20 protein-coding genes and 1 pseudogene are annotated in these 22,342 nt (G+C 63.6%); 13 read left to right on the forward strand and 8 right to left on the reverse strand.

Translation table 11 applies throughout. The features are described 5' to 3' along the window. The first annotated feature begins 152 nt into the window (after nucleotides 1–152). From ABIB95_RS22870 to ftsH, 5 genes are all read left to right on the forward strand, one after another. Nucleotides 153–878: an N-acyl amino acid synthase FeeM domain-containing protein gene (locus ABIB95_RS22870; RefSeq protein WP_063981096.1), complete on the forward strand. Its 726-nt coding sequence runs from the start codon at nucleotides 153–155 to the stop codon at nucleotides 876–878. Between the two features lie 292 nt (nucleotides 879–1,170). After that, nucleotides 1,171–1,659, forward strand: coding sequence for a peptidoglycan-associated lipoprotein Pal (pal, locus tag ABIB95_RS22875; protein ID WP_028152222.1), 489 nt, complete (start codon nucleotides 1,171–1,173; stop codon nucleotides 1,657–1,659). Between the two features lie 184 nt (nucleotides 1,660–1,843). Continuing rightward, complete coding sequence (ybgF, locus tag ABIB95_RS22880; RefSeq protein WP_354242363.1) at nucleotides 1,844–2,875, forward strand: tol-pal system protein YbgF; 1,032 nt, start codon at nucleotides 1,844–1,846, stop codon at nucleotides 2,873–2,875. A 71-nt stretch (nucleotides 2,876–2,946) separates the two neighbouring features. Then, nucleotides 2,947–4,041 (forward strand): tRNA lysidine(34) synthetase TilS, encoded by a 1,095-nt coding sequence (gene tilS, locus ABIB95_RS22885; protein ID WP_354242366.1) that lies wholly within the window; start codon nucleotides 2,947–2,949, stop codon nucleotides 4,039–4,041. 259 nt (nucleotides 4,042–4,300) lie between these two features. After that, entirely contained in the window at nucleotides 4,301–6,223 is a 1,923-nt protein-coding gene (gene ftsH / locus ABIB95_RS22890) for an ATP-dependent zinc metalloprotease FtsH (protein ID WP_071909744.1), read from the forward strand. A 487-nt stretch (nucleotides 6,224–6,710) separates the two neighbouring features. Here ftsH and ABIB95_RS22895 read toward each other — a convergent pair whose 3' ends face one another. The 3 genes from ABIB95_RS22895 to ABIB95_RS22905 form a co-directional block, all read right to left on the reverse strand. Further along, on the reverse strand, nucleotides 6,711–7,580 hold the full coding sequence (locus ABIB95_RS22895; protein ID WP_354242369.1) for an alpha/beta fold hydrolase: 870 nt from the start codon (nucleotides 7,578–7,580) through the stop codon (nucleotides 6,711–6,713). A gap of 143 nt (nucleotides 7,581–7,723) precedes the next feature. Further along, nucleotides 7,724–8,584 (reverse strand): DMT family transporter, encoded by an 861-nt coding sequence (locus ABIB95_RS22900; RefSeq protein ID WP_354242372.1) that lies wholly within the window; start codon nucleotides 8,582–8,584, stop codon nucleotides 7,724–7,726. Between the two features lie 86 nt (nucleotides 8,585–8,670). Beyond that, a complete protein-coding gene (locus ABIB95_RS22905) occupies nucleotides 8,671–9,285 on the reverse strand; it encodes a TetR/AcrR family transcriptional regulator (protein WP_354242465.1) in 615 nt (204 codons plus the stop codon). A gap of 232 nt (nucleotides 9,286–9,517) precedes the next feature. Between ABIB95_RS22905 and ABIB95_RS22910 the strand changes: the two genes are divergently transcribed. From ABIB95_RS22910 to ABIB95_RS22920, 3 genes are all read left to right on the forward strand, one after another. Continuing rightward, nucleotides 9,518–10,024 carry an alpha/beta fold hydrolase gene (locus ABIB95_RS22910; protein ID WP_354242374.1) on the forward strand — a complete coding sequence of 169 codons (507 nt, stop codon included), beginning with the start codon at nucleotides 9,518–9,520 and terminating at the stop codon, nucleotides 10,022–10,024. Next, nucleotides 9,979–10,434 (forward strand): alpha/beta fold hydrolase, encoded by a 456-nt coding sequence (locus ABIB95_RS22915; protein WP_354242474.1) that lies wholly within the window; start codon nucleotides 9,979–9,981, stop codon nucleotides 10,432–10,434. The genes ABIB95_RS22910 and ABIB95_RS22915 overlap by 46 nt, the downstream gene beginning before the upstream one ends. Before the next feature lie 229 nt (nucleotides 10,435–10,663). Continuing rightward, nucleotides 10,664–12,454 carry a tetratricopeptide repeat protein gene (locus ABIB95_RS22920; protein WP_354242377.1) on the forward strand — a complete coding sequence of 597 codons (1,791 nt, stop codon included), beginning with the start codon at nucleotides 10,664–10,666 and terminating at the stop codon, nucleotides 12,452–12,454. A 189-nt stretch (nucleotides 12,455–12,643) separates the two neighbouring features. Here ABIB95_RS22920 and ABIB95_RS22925 read toward each other — a convergent pair whose 3' ends face one another. Further along, on the reverse strand, nucleotides 12,644–14,425 hold the full coding sequence (locus ABIB95_RS22925) for an adenylate/guanylate cyclase domain-containing protein (protein WP_223153860.1): 1,782 nt from the start codon (nucleotides 14,423–14,425) through the stop codon (nucleotides 12,644–12,646). Between the two features lie 299 nt (nucleotides 14,426–14,724). Between ABIB95_RS22925 and ABIB95_RS22930 the strand changes: the two genes are divergently transcribed. Then, nucleotides 14,725–15,171, forward strand: coding sequence for a bleomycin resistance protein (locus tag ABIB95_RS22930; RefSeq protein ID WP_075019313.1), 447 nt, complete (start codon nucleotides 14,725–14,727; stop codon nucleotides 15,169–15,171). 235 nt (nucleotides 15,172–15,406) lie between these two features. Here the strand turns inward: ABIB95_RS22930 and ABIB95_RS22935 are convergent, their stop codons facing one another. Next, a complete protein-coding gene (locus tag ABIB95_RS22935) occupies nucleotides 15,407–15,685 on the reverse strand; it encodes a hypothetical protein (protein ID WP_354242381.1) in 279 nt (92 codons plus the stop codon). A gap of 237 nt (nucleotides 15,686–15,922) precedes the next feature. Next, nucleotides 15,923–17,410: a hypothetical protein gene (locus ABIB95_RS22940; protein WP_354242384.1), complete on the reverse strand. Its 1,488-nt coding sequence runs from the start codon at nucleotides 17,408–17,410 to the stop codon at nucleotides 15,923–15,925. A gap of 399 nt (nucleotides 17,411–17,809) precedes the next feature. Between ABIB95_RS22940 and ABIB95_RS22945 the strand changes: the two genes are divergently transcribed. Together ABIB95_RS22945 and ABIB95_RS22950 are read left to right on the forward strand one after the other, a co-directional pair. Beyond that, nucleotides 17,810–17,974, forward strand: coding sequence for a Flp family type IVb pilin (locus ABIB95_RS22945; RefSeq protein WP_014492421.1), 165 nt, complete (start codon nucleotides 17,810–17,812; stop codon nucleotides 17,972–17,974). A 451-nt stretch (nucleotides 17,975–18,425) separates the two neighbouring features. After that, nucleotides 18,426–19,106, forward strand: a complete 681-nt coding sequence (locus tag ABIB95_RS22950; protein ID WP_063981105.1) for a TetR family transcriptional regulator — start codon at nucleotides 18,426–18,428, stop codon at nucleotides 19,104–19,106. 153 nt (nucleotides 19,107–19,259) lie between these two features. Here ABIB95_RS22950 and pyk read toward each other — a convergent pair. Together pyk and ABIB95_RS22960 are read right to left on the reverse strand one after the other, a co-directional pair. Next, nucleotides 19,260–20,693 (reverse strand): annotated as a pseudogene (gene pyk / locus ABIB95_RS22955) (pyruvate kinase); the annotation flags it as partial. Further along, on the reverse strand, nucleotides 20,690–21,289 hold the full coding sequence (locus ABIB95_RS22960) for a DUF1036 domain-containing protein (RefSeq protein WP_063981107.1): 600 nt from the start codon (nucleotides 21,287–21,289) through the stop codon (nucleotides 20,690–20,692). The pseudogene pyk and the gene ABIB95_RS22960, both read right to left, overlap by 4 nt. Nucleotides 21,290–21,469: 180 nt before the next feature. On the opposite strand from ABIB95_RS22960, the gene ABIB95_RS22965 reads away from it, so the two are divergent. Both ABIB95_RS22965 and ABIB95_RS22970 read left to right on the forward strand, forming a co-directional pair. Further along, nucleotides 21,470–21,772 carry a DUF1244 domain-containing protein gene (locus ABIB95_RS22965; protein ID WP_063981108.1) on the forward strand — a complete coding sequence of 101 codons (303 nt, stop codon included), beginning with the start codon at nucleotides 21,470–21,472 and terminating at the stop codon, nucleotides 21,770–21,772. Between the two features lie 197 nt (nucleotides 21,773–21,969). After that, entirely contained in the window at nucleotides 21,970–22,242 is a 273-nt protein-coding gene (locus tag ABIB95_RS22970; RefSeq protein ID WP_014492426.1) for a DUF2312 domain-containing protein, read from the forward strand. Nucleotides 22,243–22,342 lie beyond the last annotated feature (100 nt).

The following is a 22,342-nucleotide window of genomic DNA, read 5'->3' on the forward strand; positions in this document are numbered from 1 at the left end:
CGACCGTAGTGCTACGGGGGTTAACCCTATCGCGTCGATTGCTTTGCATCGTCGTTAAGGAGGTGTTAATAAATCGTCACGCGCGCGCAAGTTGTTCAGCGGCAAATGGCCCAGGTTCGCGTGGTGTTGTTGGTGGTGGGTAAGGAGTTCGAATGCAGTCCTCAGCCAGATCTGTCATTTCGGCTGTTGGACGGGGAGCGGAGCTTCTGACCGACGTCGACTATCATCTCGCGGCGACGGACGCGGAGAAGGAGCAAATCTACAACCTCCGCTACCGCGCCTATCTGCGCGAGGGTGCCGTCAGGGAATCCGCGGAAGCCCGCGTCACCGACCGCTACGACGAGCTGCCGAACGCGTGGACCTTCGGCGTCTATCTCCGTGGCCAGCTCTGCAGCTCCGTGCGCATCAGCGTGCTGACTTCGGAATGGCGCGAGTCCACCTCGGCCGACGTCTTCCCCGACATCCTGCTGCCGCGGCTCGATCGCGGCGAGGTCATGATCGACCCGACCCGCTTTGTCGCCGATCCCGACCAGGTGAAGCGGGTTCCGGAATTGCCCTATCTGACGACCCGGCTCGCCTACATGGCGTGCGAGCACTTCAATGCCGATCTCGGCCTCGCCATCGTGCGTCCCGAGCATCAGGCCTTCTACCGGCGGGTGTTCCTGCACGAGACGATCGCCGAGCCCCGCCTGGTGCCGGGTCTCACCAAGCCCTTCGGACTGATGGCGGCGGATTTCCCCACCTTCCGGAAGAAGGTGTTCGAGCGCTATCCGATCATGCGCTCCACCGCCTTCGAGCGGCGGATGCTGTTTGGGCGCGGCGGGCAGCGCGAGATCCCGCAGCGGTCGTCACTGGTGCCGGAAGCCGCTCACGTCTGATTGCCTGCCGTCACCGCCTCGAGCCGCCGCGCGCCTTTCGGCCGGGCTCCGTTCATCCCCATCATCGTCCGAGCCCAAAATTCCAGCAAAAGCCTGCACTTTTGCCGGTTGCTGCAGGTTGCTTCACCCTCGCGCCACATTTAGAACCCATTAACCATGACGGTTGCTTTTCGCGGTTTGGGGGCATTTGACCGGCTGAAGCAAGGTTCCATCAAGGTTGACGGAACGTTCGCTTAACCAACCCCCTGTAGACCGGACAGCAGTGGACGAACGTGAGCGTGGAGGCTCCGGAATGAAATACCCTATGCGTATCCTCCAGGGATTGAAGCTGGCTGCGGTGGTTGCGATCGCGCTGTCGATGGGCGCATGCGCGAACAAGAACGCAGCGACGGATGCGATGGCCAATGCTGCGACGCCTGGCAGCCAGCAGGATTTCGTCGTTAACGTGGGCGACCGCGTGTTCTTCGAGAGCGACCAGACCGATCTGACGCCGCAGGCGATCGTGACCCTGGAGAAGCAGGCGCAGTGGCTCCAGAACTATCGGCAGTACAGCTTCACCATCGAGGGGCATGCCGACGAGCGCGGCACCCGCGAATACAACATCGCACTCGGCGCCCGCCGCGCCCAGTCGGTGCGTTCGTTCCTCGCCTCGCGCGGCATCGATCCGAACCGCATGCGCACGATCTCCTACGGCAAGGAGCGGCCGGTCGCTGTCTGTAACGATATTTCCTGCTGGTCGCAGAACCGTCGCGCCGTCACCGTGCTGAACGCGAGCTCCTGACGATCAGTCAGGCGCCGTTCATCTTCAGGAACCGATTATGCCGGCGCCCTCTCGGGCGCCGGTTTTGTTTCAGCCATCTGTGACCGAAACCCCGTGGTGCCAGTCACATTTTTGGCGTACTGCCTTTCAATGTGTGGCGCGTCGCAGGTTCCGTCGCAGATTTCGTTTTCGTCGTCAGGGCAAGATGTCATCCAGATCCAAGGTCTTTACCGGCACCGTGGCGATCGCCGCGCTGTTCTCTTTGTGCTCGCCCGCACTGGCGCAGTCGGACGATGACCCCGAGATGCGGATCGAGCGGCTGGAGAACCAGCTGCGCCAGCTCACCGGCCAGAACGAGGAGCTGCAATACCGCAACCGCCAGCTCGAGGAGCGGCTGCGGGCGCTCGAGGGTGGCGCGCAGGCCGCGCCCGGACAGGCGCCGGTCCAGCCCTCGGTCGCGGCCGTACCGCCTGCGCAGTCCGCGCCGGCCTATCGCCAGCAGCAACAGGCTCAGCCGAATTACGAGCAGCCGCAGATCGCTGCTCCCGCGCCGATCGTTCAGGAGCAGCCGGCGCCCGGTGCGCCCGGCGTGCGCCGCCGCGGTGATTCCTTCGATCCGAACCAGAACCCGAATGCGCCCGGCGCGCCGCGCGCGCTTGGTGGCGGGCAGCAGCCGATGCCGGCAGGCACCCCTGGCGGCGGGCGCGCTGCCGGCGAGCCGCTCGATCTCGCCAACACCAGCCCGCGCTACCAGCAAGGCGTGCCGCCGGCAGCCCAGCCCGGCTACCCGCCGGCACAATCGGGTTATCCCGCGCCATCGGGCGGCACCGGCCTGACGACCCTGCCGCCCTCGGCAACGCCGCGCGACGAGTTCGACCTCGGCATCGGCTACATGCAGCGCAAGGACTATGCGCTGGCCGAGCAGACCATGAAGAATTTTGCGCAGAAACATCCGAGCGATCCGCTGCTCGGCGACGCGCAATACTGGCTCGGCGAAAGCTATTTCCAGCGCCAGCAATATCGCGACTCCGCGGAAGCCTTCCTCGCCGTCACCACCAAATACGACAAATCCGCCAAGGCGCCGGATGCCCTGCTGCGGCTCGGCCAGTCGCTGGCCGCGCTGAAGGAGAAAGAGGCCGCCTGCGCCGCCTTCGGCGAGGTCGGCCGCAAATATCCGCGCGCCTCCGCCGGCGTCAAATCCGCCGTCGATCGCGAGCAGAAGCGGGTGAAGTGCTGACGCGTGGTGTTTGCGCCCTGACAATGCGGATGGCGCCGCGCTAAATAGTCTGGGATTGCCTGGGCAGCGTCATGTCAGACGACGACAACTCACCGATCTCGGCGCGCGCGGCGAAGCAACTCTTCGCCGAGCTCAGAAGTGCGCCGGCGCTGGTGCTCGCGGTCTCCGGCGGACCTGACTCGGTCGCGCTGATGTGGCTCGCCGCGCGCTGGAAGCGCGGCCTGGCACGCGGTCCGCAACTGACCGTAGTCACTGTCGATCACGGTCTGCGCCCGGAGGCGGCGCGCGAGGCACGCGAGGTCAAGCGGCTGGCGGCCGAACTCGGGCTGGCGCACCGGACCCTGCGCTGGCGCGGCGCGAAGCCGGACACGGGACTGCCTGCCGCTGCACGCGAAGCCCGCTACCGCCTGCTTGCGCAGGCCGCGCGCAACGCCGGCGCGAGCCATGTGCTGACCGCCCACACCCGCGACGATCAGGCCGAGACCCTGTTGATGCGCCTTGTCCGCGGCAGCGGGCTTGCCGGGCTGTCGGCGATGGCGCGCCTCACGGAGCGCGACGGCGTCGTGCTGGTGCGTCCGCTGCTCGATGTCCCGAAGTCGCAGCTGATCGCGACCTTGAGGCGGGCGAAGATCGGCTTTGCCGATGATCCCACCAATCGCGACACCGCCTTCACCCGGCCGCGGCTGCGCGCGCTGCTGCCGCAACTCGCGGCCGAGGGGGGCGACAGCAGGAGCCTGGCGCGGCTCGCAGGCAGGCTGGCGCGCGCCAATGCGGCGGTCGACGTGCTGGTCGATGGCGCCGAACGCTTCCTTCAGCTTCGGGCGCGCGGCGATGCGCCGCAGGCGGGCGGTCGCAGCTTCGAGGCCTCGGCATTCGCCAAGCTGCCCGAGGAGGTCCGGCTGCGGCTCCTGCTGCGGGCCGTCAATGCCCTTGGTCATGAGGGGCCGGCGGAACTCGGCAAGGTCGAGGCCCTCCTGGCGGCGCTCGATCAGGCCATAGCTGCAAGTTTGGCTGCAAGCCCCCGCGCAGCCGCAAATGGCCGGCCGGTCCTGAAGCAAACCCTTGCGGGAGCCTTGATCAGCCTTGCCGGGGGGCGTATCCACATCGCACCGGCGCCCGCCCGGCGGTCCAAGGGACGGATGAGGGCGGATCAGGGCGGATCATGACACCGGCCGTTGCCGCCGCGCGCCGTCAGGACACCTTAACCAGGCAGGAAAAACCCCGGGCAGATCGCCATTATTTCAGCGGGAATCGCTCTAAGATGGGATAAATAGTCCCATCTCGTTCCCTTGGCAGCGACCGGGGCGGCACCTAAATTGTATCCGTCTAACCAAGAGGATTCCTTGGGGATTTCCTCGCACTGACAAAGTAACTGCTACCGCCCAAGGATCAGGCCGCGATCCGCGCGACCATGAAGGAAGATCGATGAACGCCAATCTGCGCAATTTCGCCCTCTGGGTCATCATTGTCTTGCTGCTGTTGGCGTTGTTCACGCTCTTCCAGAATCCGGGTCAGCGCGCCTCCTCGCAGGACATCGCCTTCTCCCAGCTCCTGAGCGAAGTTGACCGCGGCAATGTGCGCGACGTCGTGATCCAGGGCCCGGACATCCACGGCACCTTCACTAACGGCTCGAGCTTCCAGACCTATGCGCCGAACGATCCGACGCTGGTGAAGCGCCTCTACGACAGCAAGGTCCAGATCACCGCGAAGCCGCCCGGCGACAACGTGCCGTGGTTCGTCTCGCTGCTGGTCTCCTGGCTGCCCTTCATCGCGCTGATCGGCGTGTGGATCTTCCTGTCGCGGCAGATGCAGGGCGGCGCCGGCAAGGCGATGGGCTTCGGCAAGTCGCGGGCCAAGATGCTGACGGAGGCCCACGGCCGCGTCACCTTCGAGGACGTCGCCGGCGTCGACGAAGCCAAGCAGGACCTGCAGGAGATCGTCGAATTCCTCCGCGACCCCGGCAAGTTCCAGCGCCTCGGCGGCCGTATTCCGCGCGGCGTGCTGCTGGTGGGCCCTCCCGGCACCGGTAAGACCCTGATCGCGCGTGCGGTCGCGGGCGAAGCCAACGTGCCGTTCTTCACCATCTCGGGTTCCGACTTCGTCGAAATGTTCGTCGGCGTCGGTGCTTCCCGCGTTCGCGACATGTTCGAGCAGGCCAAGAAGAACGCGCCCTGCATCATCTTCATCGACGAAATCGACGCTGTCGGCCGTCACCGTGGCGCCGGTCTCGGCGGCGGCAATGACGAGCGCGAGCAGACGCTGAACCAGCTGCTGGTCGAGATGGACGGCTTCGAAGCCAACGAGGGCGTGATCCTGATCGCGGCGACCAACCGTCCCGACGTGCTCGATCCCGCGCTGCTGCGTCCGGGCCGCTTCGACCGCCAGGTCGTGGTGCCCAATCCGGACGTCGTCGGCCGCGAGCAGATCCTCAAGGTTCACGTCCGCAAGGTGCCCTTGGCGCCGGATATCAACCTCAAGACCATCGCGCGCGGCACCCCGGGCTTCTCCGGCGCCGACCTGATGAACCTCGTCAACGAAGCCGCCCTGACCGCCGCCCGCCGCAACAAGCGGATGGTGACGCAGGCCGAGTTCGAAGAGGCCAAGGACAAGGTGATGATGGGCGCCGAGCGCAAGTCGCTCGTCATGACCGAGGAAGAGAAGCTGCTGACGGCCTATCACGAGGGCGGCCACGCCATCGTCGGCCTCAACGTCGTCGCGACCGATCCGATCCACAAGGCGACCATCATTCCGCGCGGCCGCGCGCTGGGCATGGTGATGCAGCTGCCTGAGCGCGACAAGCTGTCGATGTCGCTGGAGCAGATGACCTCGCGCCTCGCCATCATGATGGGTGGCCGCGTCGCCGAAGAGCTGATCTTCGGCCGTGAGAAGGTGACCTCGGGTGCATCCTCCGACATCGAGCAGGCGACGCGGCTTGCGCGCATGATGGTGACGCGCTGGGGCCTCTCGGAGGCGCTCGGCACCGTCTCCTATGGCGAGAACCAGGACGAGGTGTTCCTGGGCATGTCGGTGTCGCGCACCCAGAATGCGTCGGAAGCCACGGTCCAGAAGATCGACACCGAGATCCGGCGCTTCGTGGAAGAAGGCTATAACGAAGCGACCCGCATTCTCACCGAGAAGCGCGCCGATCTTGAAGCGCTCGCCAAGGGCCTGCTCGAGTTCGAGACGCTCTCCGGCGACGAGATCATCGACCTGCTCAAGGGCAAGAAGCCGAACCGCGAGTCTGTGCTCGAGCCGACCACGCCGCGCGCCTCCGCCGTGCCCCCGGCCGGCAAGTCGCGTCCGCGCCCCGATCCGGATCCCGGCCTGGAGCCGCAGCCGCAGGCGTAATCGAGAAGCGCAGATCGAATTGAAAAACGCGGCGGAAACGCCGCGTTTTTTGTTGGCCGATGTTGATGCAGTTGCGCTTCAAACTCCGGTCTCGTGCCCCGGACGCAGCGCAGCGCCCCTTCGGCGGTGCGCTGCAGAGCCGGGGCCCATGTCTCCGCATCTTGCCGTGTGGCCTTCTGGGTCCCGGCTCAGCGCAGCAGCGTTGCACGCTGCAGCGCGTCCGGGACACGAGAGGAGGGCGCGTGTCGTCGCCACGAACTCCGTCATTGCGAGCGCAGCGAAGCAATCCAGAATGTTTCCATGGCAGCAGTCTGGATTGCTTCGTCGCTTCGCTCCTCGCAATGACGGCGTGGATGCAGTTGGGCTCGTAATGGCTCTGCACCGGTCTCGTAGGGTGGGCAAAGGCGCGTAGCGCCGTGCCCACCATCTCTCGGCAATCGCGATAGACGCGGTGGGCGCGCTGTCGCTTTGCCCACCCTACGATATCTCACTTCGCTGCCGCTCCGGGCCTCTCACCGCCACGCTCCAGAAAATGCAGCACGTCGTCGCTGAACTGCTCGGGATCCTGCAGGAACGAGAAGTGACTGACCTCCGGCTGGATCAGCAGTCCGGCGCCCGGAATGTTTGCCGCCATGAACTCGGTATTCTCGCGCTTGATCGCCTCGTCGTGGTCGCCGTCCACGATCCAGGTCGGGACCTTGATGGAAGCGAGATCCGACGCCGTCCATTTCGGCTGGCTCTCCCACATTTTGGTAATCTCGGCGACGAAGCTCTTGTACTCGGTCGGGGTCGGCGAGAGGCGCTTGTACTCCTCGCCGGCTCTCGCGATGTAGGCGTTGAAGACGTCGCTCGACGCGATGTCCGCAACGCCTGACGGATCCGAATTCGCGGCGAAGGCGAACAGCTTGCTCACCCGCTCTGGGTGCTTCATCGCAATGTCGAGGCCGATGATCGCGCCGTCGCTCCAGCCCACGATCGCAGCTCTCCTGATCTTCAGGTGATCGAGCAGGGCGACCACGTCCGAGGCCATCAGATCGTAGCCATAGGGCTCCTGATTGCGGCTGCTGCGCCCATGCCCGCGGCTGTCCATGACGATGACCTGATAGTGCCGTTGCAGCGCGCGGACCTGGCGGCCCCAATAGTTGGCGTTGGCGAGGCCGCCATGGAGCAACAGGACGGGCTCGCCGCGGCCGAACGTTGCGTACCAGACCTTGATGCCGTTGACGGGCGCGAAGCCGCTCTGCGTCGCCTTGGGCAGTGTCGGTGTCGGCGGCAGATTCAGCCATTGCGGCGCCGCATGTGCCGCGCTGATCGCGACCGTGACGACAAGCGCGGCGAGAAGATTGCGAAACATCATGATACGCCCTCCGGTTCGACCGGATAATAGCGCACGGCAAGTTGGGGGCGTCACGTCGCAACACGGTCCACCACCGAGACGTGAAGCCTCGTGATCTCCGTTGCCAGGCAGATGATATCGATGCCACAACGCAACGTCCGGGCTCAAATGGCCCGCGCGCTCGGTCTGACTTGTGTCATCGCAACGCCTGCGATCGCGAGCAGCCCGCCGGCGATCAATTTCGGGGTCATGCGCTCGCCAAGGAACAGCACGCTCGACGTCAAGGCGAACACCGGAAGCAGCAGGCCGAAGGGTGCGACGCGGCCCATGGAGCAGCGGGCGATCAGCCAGAACCAGAGGCCGAACCCGACAATTCCGCCGATGAAAATCGTGTAGCCGAGCGCCAGCCAGCCGCGTCCATCCGCCGTGATGAGGCTCGCCAGTTGTCCGTATTCGAGCAGCAGCGACATCAACATGACCTGCGGCACCGTGAACAGCGACGACCACCCCATCAGCATCAGGGGATCGAAAGGGCCGTAGCGCTTCGTCAGGACGTTGGACACCGCGAATGCGAAGGCCGCCCCGACCACCAGCAGCAGCGGAAGCCCGTTGGCCGACAGGCCAGGCTCCGCCGCCAGCACGACAACGCCGGCGAATGCGAGCAGCACTCCGGCGGACGTGGTGAGAGACGGCCGCTCGGCGAGCAGCGGCCAGGCCAGCAGGACGGTGAAGGGCGTCGCGAGTTGATAGGCGACGGCCGACAGGCTTCCCGAGCCGAGCCCGAGGCCGACATAGAACAGTCCGAAGTTCAGACCGCCCAGGAAAATCGAAATGGCTGCGACAGGGCCGAACTGCTGGCGCGTGGGCCTCTTCACGAACGGAACGAGCAGCAGCGCGATGGCCAGGAAGCGCAGCGCGAGGAAGAACAGCGGCGGGAACTCCGCAACGCCCACCTTGATGGCCACGAATTGATAACCCCAGAGCAGCGGAACGGCTACCGCGCACACGATCTGGATGGCAGACATGGCATCTTTCCTTTCGAGACCGATCGGTCCAGATATTGACGCGCCAAGTGCGGAGGCGTCCGCGGTTTGTTGACCCGATTGGCTTGCTACCTGACGAACCGATCGAGCAGAGCGTCAGCGGTGGCTTGCGATGCGGCCCGCGCCGGCGCCGTCTTGCCGACCACGCGCAGGCCCTCGACGAAACAGACCAGAATTTTGGCGGCACTCGCGGGATCGACACCGTCGGCCAGCTTGCGCGCCACCTTCGCGCGGGACAGGGCATCGGCCAGGCGGGCCTCCATGGCCCTGAAGAAGCCCGCGACGCGACGACCGATCTCGGCATCCTGGCCGGCCAGCTCCATGGCCGTGGCCACCAGCAGGCAGCCGCGCCGGCCGTTGGCACCGCTGGTGCGGTCGACATAGCCGGCAAGATAGGCCCGCAGGGCGTCGAGCGGCTCCCTGCGGGGGGCGAGCTCGACATCCATCCGCGTCACGGCATCCGCAATGTAGCGATCGAGCGCGCGCAGGAAGAGCGAGTGCTTGTCGCCGAACGCGGCATAAAGGCTGCCACGCGAGAGTTTTGTAGCGCGAAGCAGGTCCGGCAGCGCCGTGGCGTGATAGCCGCGCGACCAGAACACCCCCATCGCGCGTTCGACCGCGGCATCCACGTCGAAGCTTCGGGGACGGCCACGGGGCGACTGCACTGGGGTTTGGCGGCTCATCATCGATATATAGACCAATCGGTCTTTAAATCGCAAGTGCCTGTTTCGGAGCAAAAGCCGGCGTCAGCCTCGAACGCCGAAATGGCTGCTCAGGGCCAGTTGCAGACATCCGACAGCCGTGTGACCATGGCGATCGTTGTTGCAGCCTACGACCAAGAGATTCCAAGAAGAGATGGTTGGCTGAGACAAAGGCTCCGCGAGATCGACGAGTAATCGAGGCCCGACGGAGGGCATGTATTTGAGAAATTCAAGCAACGCTGCGCGTCTTGGCGAAGGTGCAATCCAGATCGGCGGTCGATCACTGGCTTACCTTCAGGTCGGCGACCCGAACGGTCCGCTCGTACTTCACAATCATGGCGGACCATCGAGCCGGCTGGAAGCCAAGGTTTTTGCGTCTCACGCGCTCAAACTTGGTTTGAGATTTGTGTGCGTGGACCGTCCAGGCCAAGGCAAATCAGATCCTCAACACGGTCGCACCTTCGCAGGCTGGGCCGCAGACCTGGAAGCGATTGCCAACGCCTTTGAGACCGATCGCTTTGCGGTCACAGGCTGGTCTGAGGGTGGTCCTTGGGCGCTCGCGGCAGCGGCGTATCTCGATCCCGCGAAGCTGATACACGTGACCAGCATCGCTCCCGGATCCTACGGCGCATTCGGTACGAACTGGCAGCGAAGGATCTGTCCTCGACCGACGCCATGGGCGGGTTCCTTGCACTGCATTTCCGGCCGGGTTTCCAGCTGATGTATGACCTGATCGATCTCGCTGCGACGCGGTTTCCGGAGCAGTACAAGAAGGCATTGCTGAAGGCGAGCTGCCCCGCTGACCTCGCGGCGCTTGCTGATGACGATGTGCTGAGTGCCATCGTGGAGTCTGGACGCGAGTGTTTCCGGCAAGGCGTTGACGGTCTCGTGACCGATGCGCAGATGCTCTATCAACAGTGGCCATTCGACGTCACGGCGATCCATAGACCGGTTCATCTGTGGCAAGGCAGCGCCGATACGTTTGTGCCTTACGCAGTGAATAAACCACTGGGTGAGCGGATGCCTGGAGCGGTATGGCACGAAGTCGCTGATGGCGGGCACTTTATCGCGAGTTCACACGCCGCCGAAATATTGGCGGTCGTTGCCAACGATCTGGCAGCAACGGCGTGATTTCGGTCTCCCATCGTCCCGATGGGAATGTCCGCTACGGGTAAAAATGCGAAGGACTCAGAGCGGGCAAAGTCAGTCCGCTCTACCCCACCAAGCGGACCTCAATGAAAGGTGTCGCCACTTCGCTGATGGGCCAATAGCCGACATCAACCCCTGGCATCCCGTCAAGGCGTGCTTGGCACTGCCGTCTGATCCGTCATACAGTGTGCTATGGGTTGGATAGCGTGCCATGGCAGAAGAGCGGCCGGTCCGGGTCGAGCGCAGGTTGTCGGGGATATTGGCCGCCGACGTGGCTGGCTATTCGCGGCTCATGCACCATGACGAAGAAACGACGCATGCCAAACTGACGGCACTCCTAGCGGACGCTGTTGAACCGAGTATCGCCGAGCACGGTGGCCGCGTGGTGAAGAACACCGGAGACGGGTTCTTGGCGGACTTTCCGAGTGCGGTCCAAGCGGTTCGGGCTGCTGTTCAGTTTCAAACCCGCATCAAGGAACTTACAATTGGTGACGCGGAAGACAGACGCATTGCTTTGCGCGTGGGCGTCAATATCGGCGACGTAATTGTCGAGCCCCATGACATCTTTGGAGATGGCGTCAACGTCGCGGCGAGACTTGAGAGCATCGCAGAACCCGGCGGCATCTGCATCTCGTCTTCTGCCTACGATCAAGTCCGAGGCAAGGTCGGGGTTGAGTTCACCGATCTGGGCGAGCAGAACCTCAAGAATATTGCTCGTCCGATCCGAGCCTATGCCGTGGCCCGAGAGGGACTTAGCCCGGTGACAAAGGTCGGCAGCACGACGCCAAGCTCGCTTTCAGCGCCGCGTCTGTCCATGGTGGTGCTGCCGTTTGCGAATATTGGTGGCGATCCCGAGCAAGACTATTTCGTTGACGGTGTGACCGAGAGCCTGACCACAGACTTGTCGCGCATCAATGGCTCATTCGTGATTGGCCGACACACCGCATTTACGTTCAAAGGCAAAGCGGTTGATCTCAAGCAGATCGGGCGCGAGTTAAACGTCCGCTACGTACTGGAGGGCTCGGTGCAGCGTGGTGGCAACCGGCTTCGCGTGAATGTTCAGCTGATCGACGCCGAGACTGGCAACCACCTGTGGGCCGAACGGTTCGATAAGCCAGTCGCTGATCTATTCGATATGCAGGACGAAATCGTATCGAGGCTCGCCAACACGCTAAATACTCAACTTGTTGAAGCTGAGGCGCGGCGGGCGGAGCGTTCGCTGCATCCCGATGCGATGGATTTTATTTTCCAGGGCATGGCTTGCTTAAACAAGGGAAGGACTTCCGAGTATCTTGCGCAATCGCGCAGCGTTTTTGAACGCGCCTTGGCGCTCGATCCCAAAAATGTCGAAGCGCTGGTCGGATTGGCAGTTGTTGATGCGGCAGCTGTTGGCATGGCTTTGACCGTTGAGCGGGCCGCGCGTCTCGCAGCGGCTGAGACGGCCTTGATCAAGGCTCTGTCCCTGGCCCCCCAGCACGCACGCGCCCACTGGCTTCTCGGAAACATCAAAATGTTCACAAACCGCGCGGCCCAAGGCATTGCTGAATGCGAGCAGGCATTGGCGCTGGACCGAAACCTAGCTAATGCGCACGCCTACATTGGTCGCGCCAAGTATCTTCTCGGTCGCGGCGAGGAGACTGAGGCCCATGTCCAAGAGGCACTCCGCCTCAGTCCTCGTGATACGGAGGCTTTTGTTTGGATGATGTTCGCGGGCTTCGCCAAGCTGCAGCTCGGCGCCGATCAGGAGGCGGTCGCACGGTTCCGTCGCTTGGTCGAGATCAACCGAAATCATCCACGCGCGCACATCTATCTTGCCACCGCGCTAGCGCACCTCGGTCAGCTTGATGAGGCGCGATCCGCGGCCCAAGCAGGGCTTGCGCTCGACCCGACTTTCACCATCTCCCGCTTCCGCGCCAACGTGCCGAGCGACAATCCGACTTACCTCGCTGGACGCGAGCGCTTCTGTGAGGGCATGCGCATGGCCGGGGTGCCAGAGGGGTGATGTCGGAGACGGGTCAGAAGCGGCGGTAGACGCCAAGCTGCTTAGGCGTCTGGTTTACCTCCGACAGCCGACATGACACGTGTTCGGGCGAGTTTCGGCTTCGGGCCACAAGCAGACTCATGCACTGCAGCAAACGGCATCTCTATTCGTCCACCTCGTCGCCACGGGCGAAATCCTTGGCTGCGACGGTCACTCGGGCATCCCGGCTTGCCGCAATCCTTCTTCATATCGCGAGACGTCTTCGGCACGCCGATAAGGGCCCAGCACGTGTTTGAGAGTGGAAACATGTAGCGCGGGATTTAGTTGCCGCAGCCGAGCCACTGCCTTACGTGCCTGCTCCGGCCGTCCGGCCATTGCGTTGCTTGCGGCGTCGATGCGTAATCCCGCTTGATGGTCCGGTTTGTCCTGCAATGCCATTGCCGCCCACGATGCTGCCTCGTCATAGCGGCCCAGGAAGAAATGTGCATGCGCGGTCCCGCTTCGCATTGCCATCGCCCACGGATCAAGTGGGTTCAGACGCATGGCATGCGCGAAGCGCTCGATCGCCAGTTCCGGTTCACCGAGCCAGAGTTTCACCCAGCCGCCGCAATACCATGCGTCGGCAGAATTGGAATTGAGCACAAGCGCGCGATCGATTAAGGCGGCGCCTACCCCGAGATCGCGAACAACATACGCTAACGCCCACCCGCTCGCGGCGAGCGCGATCGCGTCGTCCTTGCCCAACTCGACCGCCCGCCGAGCGAGCCTCGTCACTTCGGCAATCTCGTTCGCTGTGTTTGAAATCCAGCCTTCGCCCTTTGCATAGACGTGGCAAGAGGCGGCACGACCGTAGGCGGACGCAAAGTCTGGGTCGAGCTCAATCGCACTGTTGAACAGGCGCAATGCCTCGTCGTTAGCTTGCCGGTTGGCAAACTGATAAAATCCGGCCAAACCGCGCAAGTAGAGGGCATAGGCGTCGAGACTCTCGGTCGGCTTGCGCTTGGCACGCTCGATCTCGGCTTTTTCCACCGCTGGCGCGATCGCCCCGACAACGCTCTCGGTCACCTGGTCCTGCAGAGCGAAGATGTCGCCGAGGCCACCATCAAACCGATCTGCCCAAAGATGGGCTCCGGTGGCGCTATCGACGAGCTGTCCTGTGATGCGCACTCGGTTTGCCACTTTGCGAACGCTGCCTTCCAGCACGTAGCGCACCCCAAGCTCGCGTCCAATCTGCTTCACGTCGACGGCGCGCCCCTTGTAAGTGAAGCTCGAATTGCGGGCGATGACGAACAGCGCCTTGAAATGAGACAGCGCCGTGATGACGTCTTCGGCCATTCCATCAGCAAAGTAGTCCTGTTCCGGATCACCGCTCATGTTGGTGAATGACAGAACAGCGATGGAGGGCTTATCAGGAAGGGCAAGGGCTGGCTTCGATTCTGGCGAAACTGTCGTTTTCGATTCCTTCGCGCCAGAAACCGCGAACACTTGCACCGGTCGCGCGATGTTCTTCAGCGCGATCTCGCCCTTGTCGTCAAAACACACATTGATCCGGTCACGGACCTGATCGTGAACAGCACGAGAGATCGAAATGCCTCCCGGCACAGCGATGCTTTCGAGCCGCGCTGCAATATTGACGCCATCGCCGAAGATATCGTTGTCGTCGATGATGACGTCTCCCAGATGGATGCCGATGCGGAACTCGATCCGCTCGGCCTGGGGTATCTCCGTGTTCTCGTCAGCCATGCCGCGCTGAACTTCGATGGCGCATCGCGTTGCATCGACGGCACTGGCAAATTCGACCAGCATACCGTCGCCAGTGGTCTTGACGATGCGGCCGCGATGTTTGGCGATTGTGGGGTCGACAAGCGCTTTTCTAAAAGCCTTCAGTTGCGCCAGCGTGCCTTCCTCGTCGGCACCAATCAAGCGGCTATAACCGGCGACATCCGCTGCCAGGATAGCCGTCAGTCGCCGCTCGACGGGCTCGCTGCTCAAGACGCACCCCCGGGCTCGGGAAGCTAGATGTCCATCATAGCAGCATCGTGGGCTGGTGTCCGGCCAGGACCAATGTCCGAGTTGGGTCAATCGCGTCGGTTTGGTTCTCCCGAGACGACTTCCGGTCAGCCCCAGTGAGCGGACATCTTTAGTACCCCTCGCCAGGTCTCATACGGGCCAAAAGCAGACATCGCCTCGACAGCCGCTTGTCTATCAGACAGTCCCAACACGGGAAGATATGTTAGAATTACCCATCATCAGAATTGAGTCGATCTTTTGCGAGCACGACACGAGTGAGGATGTTGCAGGCTATGGCTGTGTCAGAAGACAGATTACCGACTGGCGGTTTTGCTCACTTGGTCCCTGAAATGGATGTGTTCGACCTCAAACAGAGCACGACCTTTTGGTGCGACCTCCTTGGTTTCCGTATCGCCTATCAGCGGCCTGAAAGTCGATTTGTGTACCTGGAGTTTCAGGGTGCGCAGGTCATGCTCAGACAGCACAGCGGCCATTGGCAAACTGGTGCTTTAGAACGACCACTGGGGCGCGGTATCAACTTCCAAATCTTTGTCGGCTCCGTCGCGCCACTTCTCGATGCTTTGGAAAAGGCACAATGGCCGCTCTTCAGGGAATGTCACGATGCTTGGTATCGGATCGCCGGTGAGGAGCGAGGCAACAGGCAGTTTTTGGTGCAGGACCCCGACGGCTACCTTCTGCGTTTCGCGCAAGATTTGGGAAAAAGATAGCTTTTCGACCCAGCAATCCCACTTGGAGATTGTCCGCTTAGGGTCAAAATGCGAAGAACGCAGAGTGAGTAAAGTCAGTCCGCTCTACGCCACCAAGCGGACCTCAATGAAAGGTGTCGCCACTTCACTGATGGGCCACAAGCTGACATCGCTGATGCCATACTCAATCACTTCATCTGCGATGCCCGGCGTGGGCGGTATCGTTACCCCCAGCGCCTTCGCGGTCTTGCGGAAATCAGCGCGCGAATTTGTAGTAAGCGAACGCCGCCGAAGTGACCGTAAGCAATGCCGAAGCAATCCAGATCGGCCCCAGCACAAAGATGGCTATCGCGCCCTGCCCACAGGCACCGCATGCAACCCAAAACAATATTGGAAACAAACCTAGCAGGATGACTACGGCAAATCCTGTACTGAGCCAAACTCCTCTCGACCCCCATCGCGCACCCAAAAACCATGGCATGGCGGGAAAGCCAAAGGACAGAATAACCAGGAGGGTCATCAGATCGTCGAACATGAATGGCTCTTGGTCGTTAACACGAGGCAGATGGTTCAAACTCATACGAGAACCGCGCGAGCCTTTGTCATCGCTGCTATCCTGACTCCGGACGCATAAGTCGAATAACAGCAATTGACATTGCCGCTTGACGACCGCCTTGGGTCAAACGGCGAAATGGCCGGAGTGCGCGCCTAGGTCCGCTTCACATCTTTAAGCGAACGTCGCATCTGAGAGGACACGCCTGAGGCCGCTTCCTCACTTCGACGGCACCGCCGCGCCGTCCGCATTGTCCCGCACATGAATGACGGCGATGTCATCCGTATAGATCCGCTTCCAGCCCTTGAGCTGATCGAGGATTTGCGGGCCCGGCGCATCGGCGACCAATAGCGTCGCGTCGATCTTGTACTGGTCGAGCAGGCGCGGCAGCAGCTCGGGCTTCTTGCCTTCCGTCGCCTTGAAGAAGTCCATGACGAACTTTTCGCCATAGAGCTCGGCGCGGCCGTCGACGTAAACAGGGACGTCGCGCGAGATCAGATAGCCGCCGAACTGATAGGCGTTGAAGATGCGCTGCACCCTGAGCTTTTCGAGCAGGTCGACCGCCGCAACTGGCGTCTGCGTCATCGTGAACGTGAAGCGATGGTGTCCCATGTAGAGCGAGGTCGAGGTCCAGCTCGCGGCCACGATCATGAGCGCGCCGAGCGCGGTGACATAGCGGGCCGGCCAGCGGTCGGCGCCGGCGGTGTCCGCTGGCGGGCGCGGGAACATCTCGCCGAGCGGCTTTGCCAGCACCAGCGGCACCAGGAAGGCGAAGGCCTCGATATTCCTGACATGGGTCAGCGCGCTCCAGGTCAGGAACAGGATCAGGAAGATCCGCGGCGCCGACAGCACGAGGCCGCGATAATAGCCGAGCGCGATCAGGCCGAGCAGTGCGCCTTCGAACCCGGTGAAGGTGGCAAAGTTCGCCGGCATCCATTCGAAGATCAGTGTCAGCAATTCGCCAAGGCTGAGGATGTTGGTCGCGCCCATCAGCGTCCGCCAGCCGTAAGGCGTGCAGCAGGCAGCGATCAGCGCGCCGACGCCGAACAGCACCCAGCGCATGAACAGCTTCAGCCGCTGTCCCTTCTCGGCATGCTCGACCGCTTCGAGCGAGATCGGACCGATCAGCGCGAGGCCCAGCACGAAGCCGCCATGCAAATTCGCCCAGAGCGCCATCAGCGGCAGCCAGGTCCAGGACGGCGCGCTTCTGCGGTCGGCAGCCGCCATCAGCAGGCCGACCCACGCCACCATGACGGGCAGCGCCAGGATATGCGGACGCGCCAGCACATGATGGATCGACAGCAGCAGCGCCAGCATCGCGAACAGCACCGCGCGCGGCGCCTCGATCTGCGCGTCGAGCAGATAGACGAACACCGCAGCGGTGAGCGCCATCCCGGTCGCGGTGAGGATGACCGGACCTGCCCAGCCCCATTGCGCGTAGGAGAAGGCGAACAGCACCTGCGACAGCCACGACGTCGAGATCCAGGATTCCCCTGGGCGCGTGAAGGAATAGAAGTCGGTGTAGGGCAGGGCGCCGTGATCGAGGATCCATTGCCCGATCCTGATCTGCCAGAACGAATCGGAGTCCTGAAGCAGCGTGTCGCCGACGAAGAGGAAGAACAGATAGGTGCTGGCACCGACGCAGAGCGGCAGCAGTGCTCGCGCGCGGCTCTGCATCGCAATGCTGTTGGCAAAGGAAAGGGACATGCCGCCTTGTCGTCCTGCTTGTTCTTGTCGGCCGGAGCATGATCCGGAAAAGCGTGTAGCGGTTTTCCGAGAAGATCATGCTCAAACAATAACCTGAAGCGCGATGAACGATTCATCTCGTCGTGCTTCAGGCCGAGCGGGCGGCATTGGACCATGCGCGGTCATAACTTCGGGTAAATCGCGCCGCAGCGGCATCGCCGCGGATAGCTACGATTTAACGGATTGTTTTCAATTCTCCTTTACCATCGTCGAATACGTGCAATCCGCTTCGTGTTTCCGCAGTCGAATTAACTGCGGCGCAATTCTTTGCCTCTAGGTTCGGTTCCATGGTCGGGCGGCGCTGGGAAGCCGAGAAGACCAGACCATTTGTAAGCCACGTGTACTCTTTGGGAGCAGTCTATGAAGAACCTCGTTTCGCGTTTCGTGAAGGACGAATCCGGCGCCACCGCCATTGAATACGGCCTGATCGCTGCCGGCATCGCGCTCGCGATCATCACCGTCGTCAACAACCTCGGCAGCTCGCTGAACACCAAGTTCGGCTCGATCTCGTCCAGCCTCAAGTAAGACCGGACGATCTGAGAGTTTCGAGAGCCCCGTCCCGGACGGGGCTCTTTTCTTTTGCGGGGGTGGAGTGAGCCGGAGGCTGCTCGGCCTGCATGGTTCGCCCGGCGATGCAGAGCATCGTCCGGAGATGCCCGCTTTGGCGGGCTCCTCACCATGAGGGTCTGATATCTTGCCGCGAAATGCGACCTCATCCTGAGGGCCCGCCGTAGGCGGGCGTCTCGAAGGATGGGCCCGCAGGCAAGCTTCCCGGCACGTTCTTCTTCAAAGCCCTCCAGCCGGTGTCACCAGGCTTGGCGCTCCCGTCCGTCCGGCGTGACGTTCTACGCATTTGCATCTTGTCATTCACTTTGAATAGTTGTTCAGTCCTTGCGGGACGATTTGCATCTATTGCAGGGACGACGCGTTCGGCCGCGCGGGGCGTGCGGCTGGCGTGTGGGACAGGAAGCGCGCCATGGTTTATCGGCGAACGCATCAAGTGGTGAAGCGCCTTGCGGCGAGGCGCAGTGCGATCCTTGCTGCAGCGCGGGAAGCTGCGGCGGAAGGCGGGATGGCTGCGGTGCAGATCGCGCCGGTTGCGGTCCGGGCCAGTGTCGCGGCCGGAACGGTCTACCGCTACTTCCCGTCCAAGTCCGAGCTGATCTCCGAATTGATAGCCGAGGTGTCGCGCGACGAGCTCGCGGCGATCCGCCGGGCGGCCGATGCCGCGCCCGGCCCATCCTCGGCGCTGGCGGCGGCCGTCACCACCGTGGCGGTCCACACGCTGTCGCAGCGCAGGTTGGCCTGGGGCATCCTGGCCGAGCCGGTCGACGTCGATGTCAGCGCGTCCCGCCTCGCCAGCCGCCGCGAGATCGCCGGCGAGATGGCCGCGCGGATCGACGCCGCCGTGCGGGCCGGCCATTTGCCTGCGCAGGATACCGCGCTGGCCGCCACCGCGCTGTTGGGGGCGCTGCATGAGGCTCTGGTCGGGCCGCTCGCGCCCGATAATCTCGACGATCCCGCCAGAATGCGCGATGCGGTGCAGACCGTGACGCTGCTGGCCCTGCGCGCCGTCGGCGTGATGGACGCCCGCGCCCGCGGTCTGGTGGTGCAGCAGACGCTGCTGCCGACCGCGAAAGCGCTGGTCGGGGCCTGAAGAGCAGGTCGCGGCCGGGGCCGAGACCTGATCCCGCTCAGGTCATTGCCCGAGCGCGCCTTTTCACGAAACCCGAGCACCTTCGCCGGCAACGCCGGCTACTGTGCACGGGGTTGTTTTCGTCTTTTTTGTTTGCCGGGCTCCCGCGGACCAGATATCCGCGCCGCCCTCGGGGCCGACCGAGGCGATGCGCACCATGTTGGTGGTGCCGGGGATGCCGAGCGGCACGCCGGCGACGATGATCACGCGCTGGCCGGCGCGGACAAAACCGTCGCGGAAGGCGATCTGGCCGGCGCGGCTCACCATGTCGTCCTGGTCGCGCGCGTCTTCCGCCACCACGCAATGCACGCCCCAGACCACCGCCAGCCGGCGTCCGGCCGCGATGTTGGGCGTGATCGCCACGATCGGCGGCTTCGGCCGCTCGCGCGCGACGCGCACTGCAGTTGAGCCCGAGCTGGTCCAGCAGATCAGCGCCGGCAGATCGAGCGTCTCGGCGATCTGGCGGGCGGCGTCCGCGATGGCGTCGCCGGCGGTGGATTCCGGCGCGGGGCGCTGCGCGGTGAGCACGGAACGATAAATCGGGTCGCGCTCGACCTCTTCGCCGATGCGGTTCATGGTCGAGACCGCCTCGACCGGGAATTTGCCGGCCGCCGATTCCGCCGACAGCATGATGGCGTCGGCGCCTTCATAGACGGCGGTGGCGACGTCCGAGACCTCGGCGCGGGTCGGCACCGGCGACTGGATCATCGATTCCAGCATCTGGGTCGCGATCACCACCGGCTTGCCGGCGCGGCGCGCCATGCGCGTCATCTGCTTCTGCAGGCTCGGCACGCGTTCCAGCGGCAGCTCGACGCCGAGATCGCCGCGCGCCACCATCAGCGCGTCGGAGGCCTCGATGATGTCGGCGAGGCGGTCGATCGCCTGCGGCTTCTCGATCTTGGCCATGACAGCGGCGCGGCCGCGGATCATCTTCTTGGCCTCGATCACGTCGTCGGCACGCTGCACGAAGGACAGCGCGATCCAGTCGACGCCGGTCACCAGCGCGGCCTCGAGGTCAGCGCGGTCCTTCGGCGTCATCGCGGAGACCGGCAAATCGGTGTCGGGCAGGCTGACGCCCTTGCGGTCGGACATCCGGCCGCCGACCACGACACGCGTCACCGCGTGCTCTTTCGAGGTCTCCTCCGCGATCAGGCGCACCTTGCCGTCGTCGAGCAGCAGCGAATGGCCGGGCCTGAGTGCAGCCAGGATCTCCGGATGCGGGAGATTGACGCGCGTGGCATCGCCCGGCGTCTTGTCGGAATCGAGCGTGAAGATCTGGCCGTTCTGGAGCTGGACTGCGCCTTCCGCGAAGGCGCCGAGCCTGAGCTTCGGGCCCTGGAGATCGACCAGGATGCCGATCGGCCGGCCATAACTGCTCTCGACGTTGCGGATCGTCGCGACCAGCTCCCGCATCTTGTCATGCGGGGTGTGGCTCATGTTGATGCGGAACAGATCGGCGCCGGCCTCGAACAGGCGGCGGATCATCGCGAGGTCCGAAGAGGCAGGTCCCAGGGTCGCGAGAATCTTGATACGGCGAAGACGCCTCATGGCTTATTTCCAGACGGTGGCGAGGGAGCTGGCGGAAGGCCAGGCGCGGCGGGGGGCGTACCACCGGGCGGACTATTGGGCAAACCCGGAACGCCGCCACCCGGGCCGACAGGGCCCGGCAGGCCGGGCACGCGCTGCTGCTGTGACGGCTGCTCGTTGGCGTCGGTCAGCTGCACTGTCCAAGCCCGCTGCTCGCCGGTATCGACCTCGAAATAGCCGGTCCGGTCGTAGCCGCGCGCGAGGCAATCCTCGGTGCCGCGGATGGTGAATTCCTTGTCGCGCGAGCACATGAAGGCCTGGCCCGACCATTCGCCGCCGCGGTCGTAGTCGATCGCGTAGATGTAATAGTAGCGCGCGACCAGCGTTCCCCGCAGCAGGGTCTCGCAGGAGCGGGACGAGATGTTCCACCAGCCCTCGGTGGTCCAGCCCTCGGCGTCCTTGTAGCCGAGCGCAATGCCGACCCGGCTCGAGGTGTTGTTGCAAAGCCGGAAGTCGGCGGAGGCCGGGCTGGCCCACAGGCACAGCAGGCCACCCACCAGCACCGGGACCAACCGGGCGAGCAGGCGAAGGGGGGCGCGGGGAGATTCGGCGATCATTGTCGCGGAACGTATACCAGATGATTGACGATTTGGCGTAGGGCCGGGGAACCGGCCTTCGGGTTGGCTCTGGCGCCGTTTGCGCCGTGATATGGCAAAATCTGTGACAAGGGCCCACCTGATCCCGTAAGGGTGACCCCCAACGGGGGCAGAACCAATTCAGGCCGAAGGGATCCAGCCATGGCAATCGACGACAAAACCAGAACGGAGCTCGAGGCGGCCGCTTTCCGGCGCCTGGTCGATCATCTGAAGACGCGGACCGACGTCCAGAACATCGATCTGATGAATCTGGCCGGCTTCTGCCGCAACTGCCTGTCGAACTGGCTCAAGGACGCTGCCGACGCGCAGGGCGTGAGCTTAAGCAAGGACGAGAGCCGCGAGGCCGTCTACGGCATGCCCTACGAGACCTGGAAGTCGAAATACCAGGGCACGGCCGCGCCCGAGCAGCTCGAGGCGATGAAGAAGGTTCACCCCGGGCACTGAACGGCCTCGTCGGCAGTCCGGCGGTGAGTCGCACCACACAACTCTTTCTTGGCCTCGCCGCAGGAAGGTGTGGGCGCGCTGTGGACGAGCGCGATGCTTGCTTGAACGCGAGAGCCGCGAACCCTAAGGGTCAACCAGCACGCGCGGTGAGGATGCCGGCGTCACCTCGTTTTGCCAGTTCCATTGGGAGTACCAAGATGGCCACCTCCGCCGCCGTCCGCGACGACGAGCCCGCGACGAAATTTGCCAAGGACCAGCTCAAATCCATCATCGAGCGCATCGAGCGGCTGGAGGAAGAGAAGAAGGCGATCTCCGACGACATCCGCGACGTCTATGCCGAGAGCAAGGGCAATGGCTACGACGTCAAGGCGCTGCGCACCATCGTGCGCATGCGCAAGCAGGACCCGAACGAGCGCGCCGAGGCCGAGACCATCCTCGAGACCTACATGCAGGCGCTGGGAATGCTCTGAGGCGATGCGCCTCTAGCACTGCTGCCGTAGCCCGGATGGAGCGCAGCGAAATCCGGGTTCTCGCAGTATGGAAGCATTCCCCGGATTACGCTTTCGCTCC

Source organism: Bradyrhizobium sp. LA2.1, from assembly GCF_040547725.1.
GTDB classification, from domain to species: Bacteria; Pseudomonadota; Alphaproteobacteria; order Rhizobiales; family Xanthobacteraceae; genus Bradyrhizobium; species Bradyrhizobium barranii.

What these genes read in the sequence shown, in the direction of transcription:
- ABIB95_RS22930 (WP_075019313.1), top strand. Translation starts at nt 14,725, where the DNA reads ATGTTGCAGGCTATGGCTGTGTCAGAAGACAGATTACCGACTGGCGGT.
- ABIB95_RS22970 (WP_014492426.1), top strand. Translation starts at nt 21,970, where the DNA reads ATGGCCACCTCCGCCGCCGTCCGCGACGACGAGCCCGCGACGAAATTT.
- ABIB95_RS22895 (WP_354242369.1), bottom strand. Translation starts at nt 7,580, where the DNA reads ATGATGTTTCGCAATCTTCTCGCCGCGCTTGTCGTCACGGTCGCGATC.
- ABIB95_RS22900 (WP_354242372.1), bottom strand. Translation starts at nt 8,584, where the DNA reads ATGTCTGCCATCCAGATCGTGTGCGCGGTAGCCGTTCCGCTGCTCTGG.
- ABIB95_RS22870 (WP_063981096.1), top strand. Translation starts at nt 153, where the DNA reads ATGCAGTCCTCAGCCAGATCTGTCATTTCGGCTGTTGGACGGGGAGCG.
- ABIB95_RS22920 (WP_354242377.1), top strand. Translation starts at nt 10,664, where the DNA reads ATGGCAGAAGAGCGGCCGGTCCGGGTCGAGCGCAGGTTGTCGGGGATA.
- ABIB95_RS22905 (WP_354242465.1), bottom strand. Translation starts at nt 9,285, where the DNA reads ATGAGCCGCCAAACCCCAGTGCAGTCGCCCCGTGGCCGTCCCCGAAGC.
- ABIB95_RS22915 (WP_354242474.1), top strand. Translation starts at nt 9,979, where the DNA reads ATGGGCGGGTTCCTTGCACTGCATTTCCGGCCGGGTTTCCAGCTGATG.
- ABIB95_RS22940 (WP_354242384.1), bottom strand. Translation starts at nt 17,410, where the DNA reads ATGTCCCTTTCCTTTGCCAACAGCATTGCGATGCAGAGCCGCGCGCGA.
- ABIB95_RS22935 (WP_354242381.1), bottom strand. Translation starts at nt 15,685, where the DNA reads ATGTTCGACGATCTGATGACCCTCCTGGTTATTCTGTCCTTTGGCTTT.
- pal (WP_028152222.1), top strand. Translation starts at nt 1,171, where the DNA reads ATGAAATACCCTATGCGTATCCTCCAGGGATTGAAGCTGGCTGCGGTG.
- tilS (WP_354242366.1), top strand. Translation starts at nt 2,947, where the DNA reads ATGTCAGACGACGACAACTCACCGATCTCGGCGCGCGCGGCGAAGCAA.
- ybgF (WP_354242363.1), top strand. Translation starts at nt 1,844, where the DNA reads ATGTCATCCAGATCCAAGGTCTTTACCGGCACCGTGGCGATCGCCGCG.
- ABIB95_RS22965 (WP_063981108.1), top strand. Translation starts at nt 21,470, where the DNA reads ATGGCAATCGACGACAAAACCAGAACGGAGCTCGAGGCGGCCGCTTTC.
- ABIB95_RS22960 (WP_063981107.1), bottom strand. Translation starts at nt 21,289, where the DNA reads ATGATCGCCGAATCTCCCCGCGCCCCCCTTCGCCTGCTCGCCCGGTTG.
- ftsH (WP_071909744.1), top strand. Translation starts at nt 4,301, where the DNA reads ATGAACGCCAATCTGCGCAATTTCGCCCTCTGGGTCATCATTGTCTTG.
- ABIB95_RS22945 (WP_014492421.1), top strand. Translation starts at nt 17,810, where the DNA reads ATGAAGAACCTCGTTTCGCGTTTCGTGAAGGACGAATCCGGCGCCACC.
- ABIB95_RS22950 (WP_063981105.1), top strand. Translation starts at nt 18,426, where the DNA reads ATGGTTTATCGGCGAACGCATCAAGTGGTGAAGCGCCTTGCGGCGAGG.
- ABIB95_RS22910 (WP_354242374.1), top strand. Translation starts at nt 9,518, where the DNA reads ATGTATTTGAGAAATTCAAGCAACGCTGCGCGTCTTGGCGAAGGTGCA.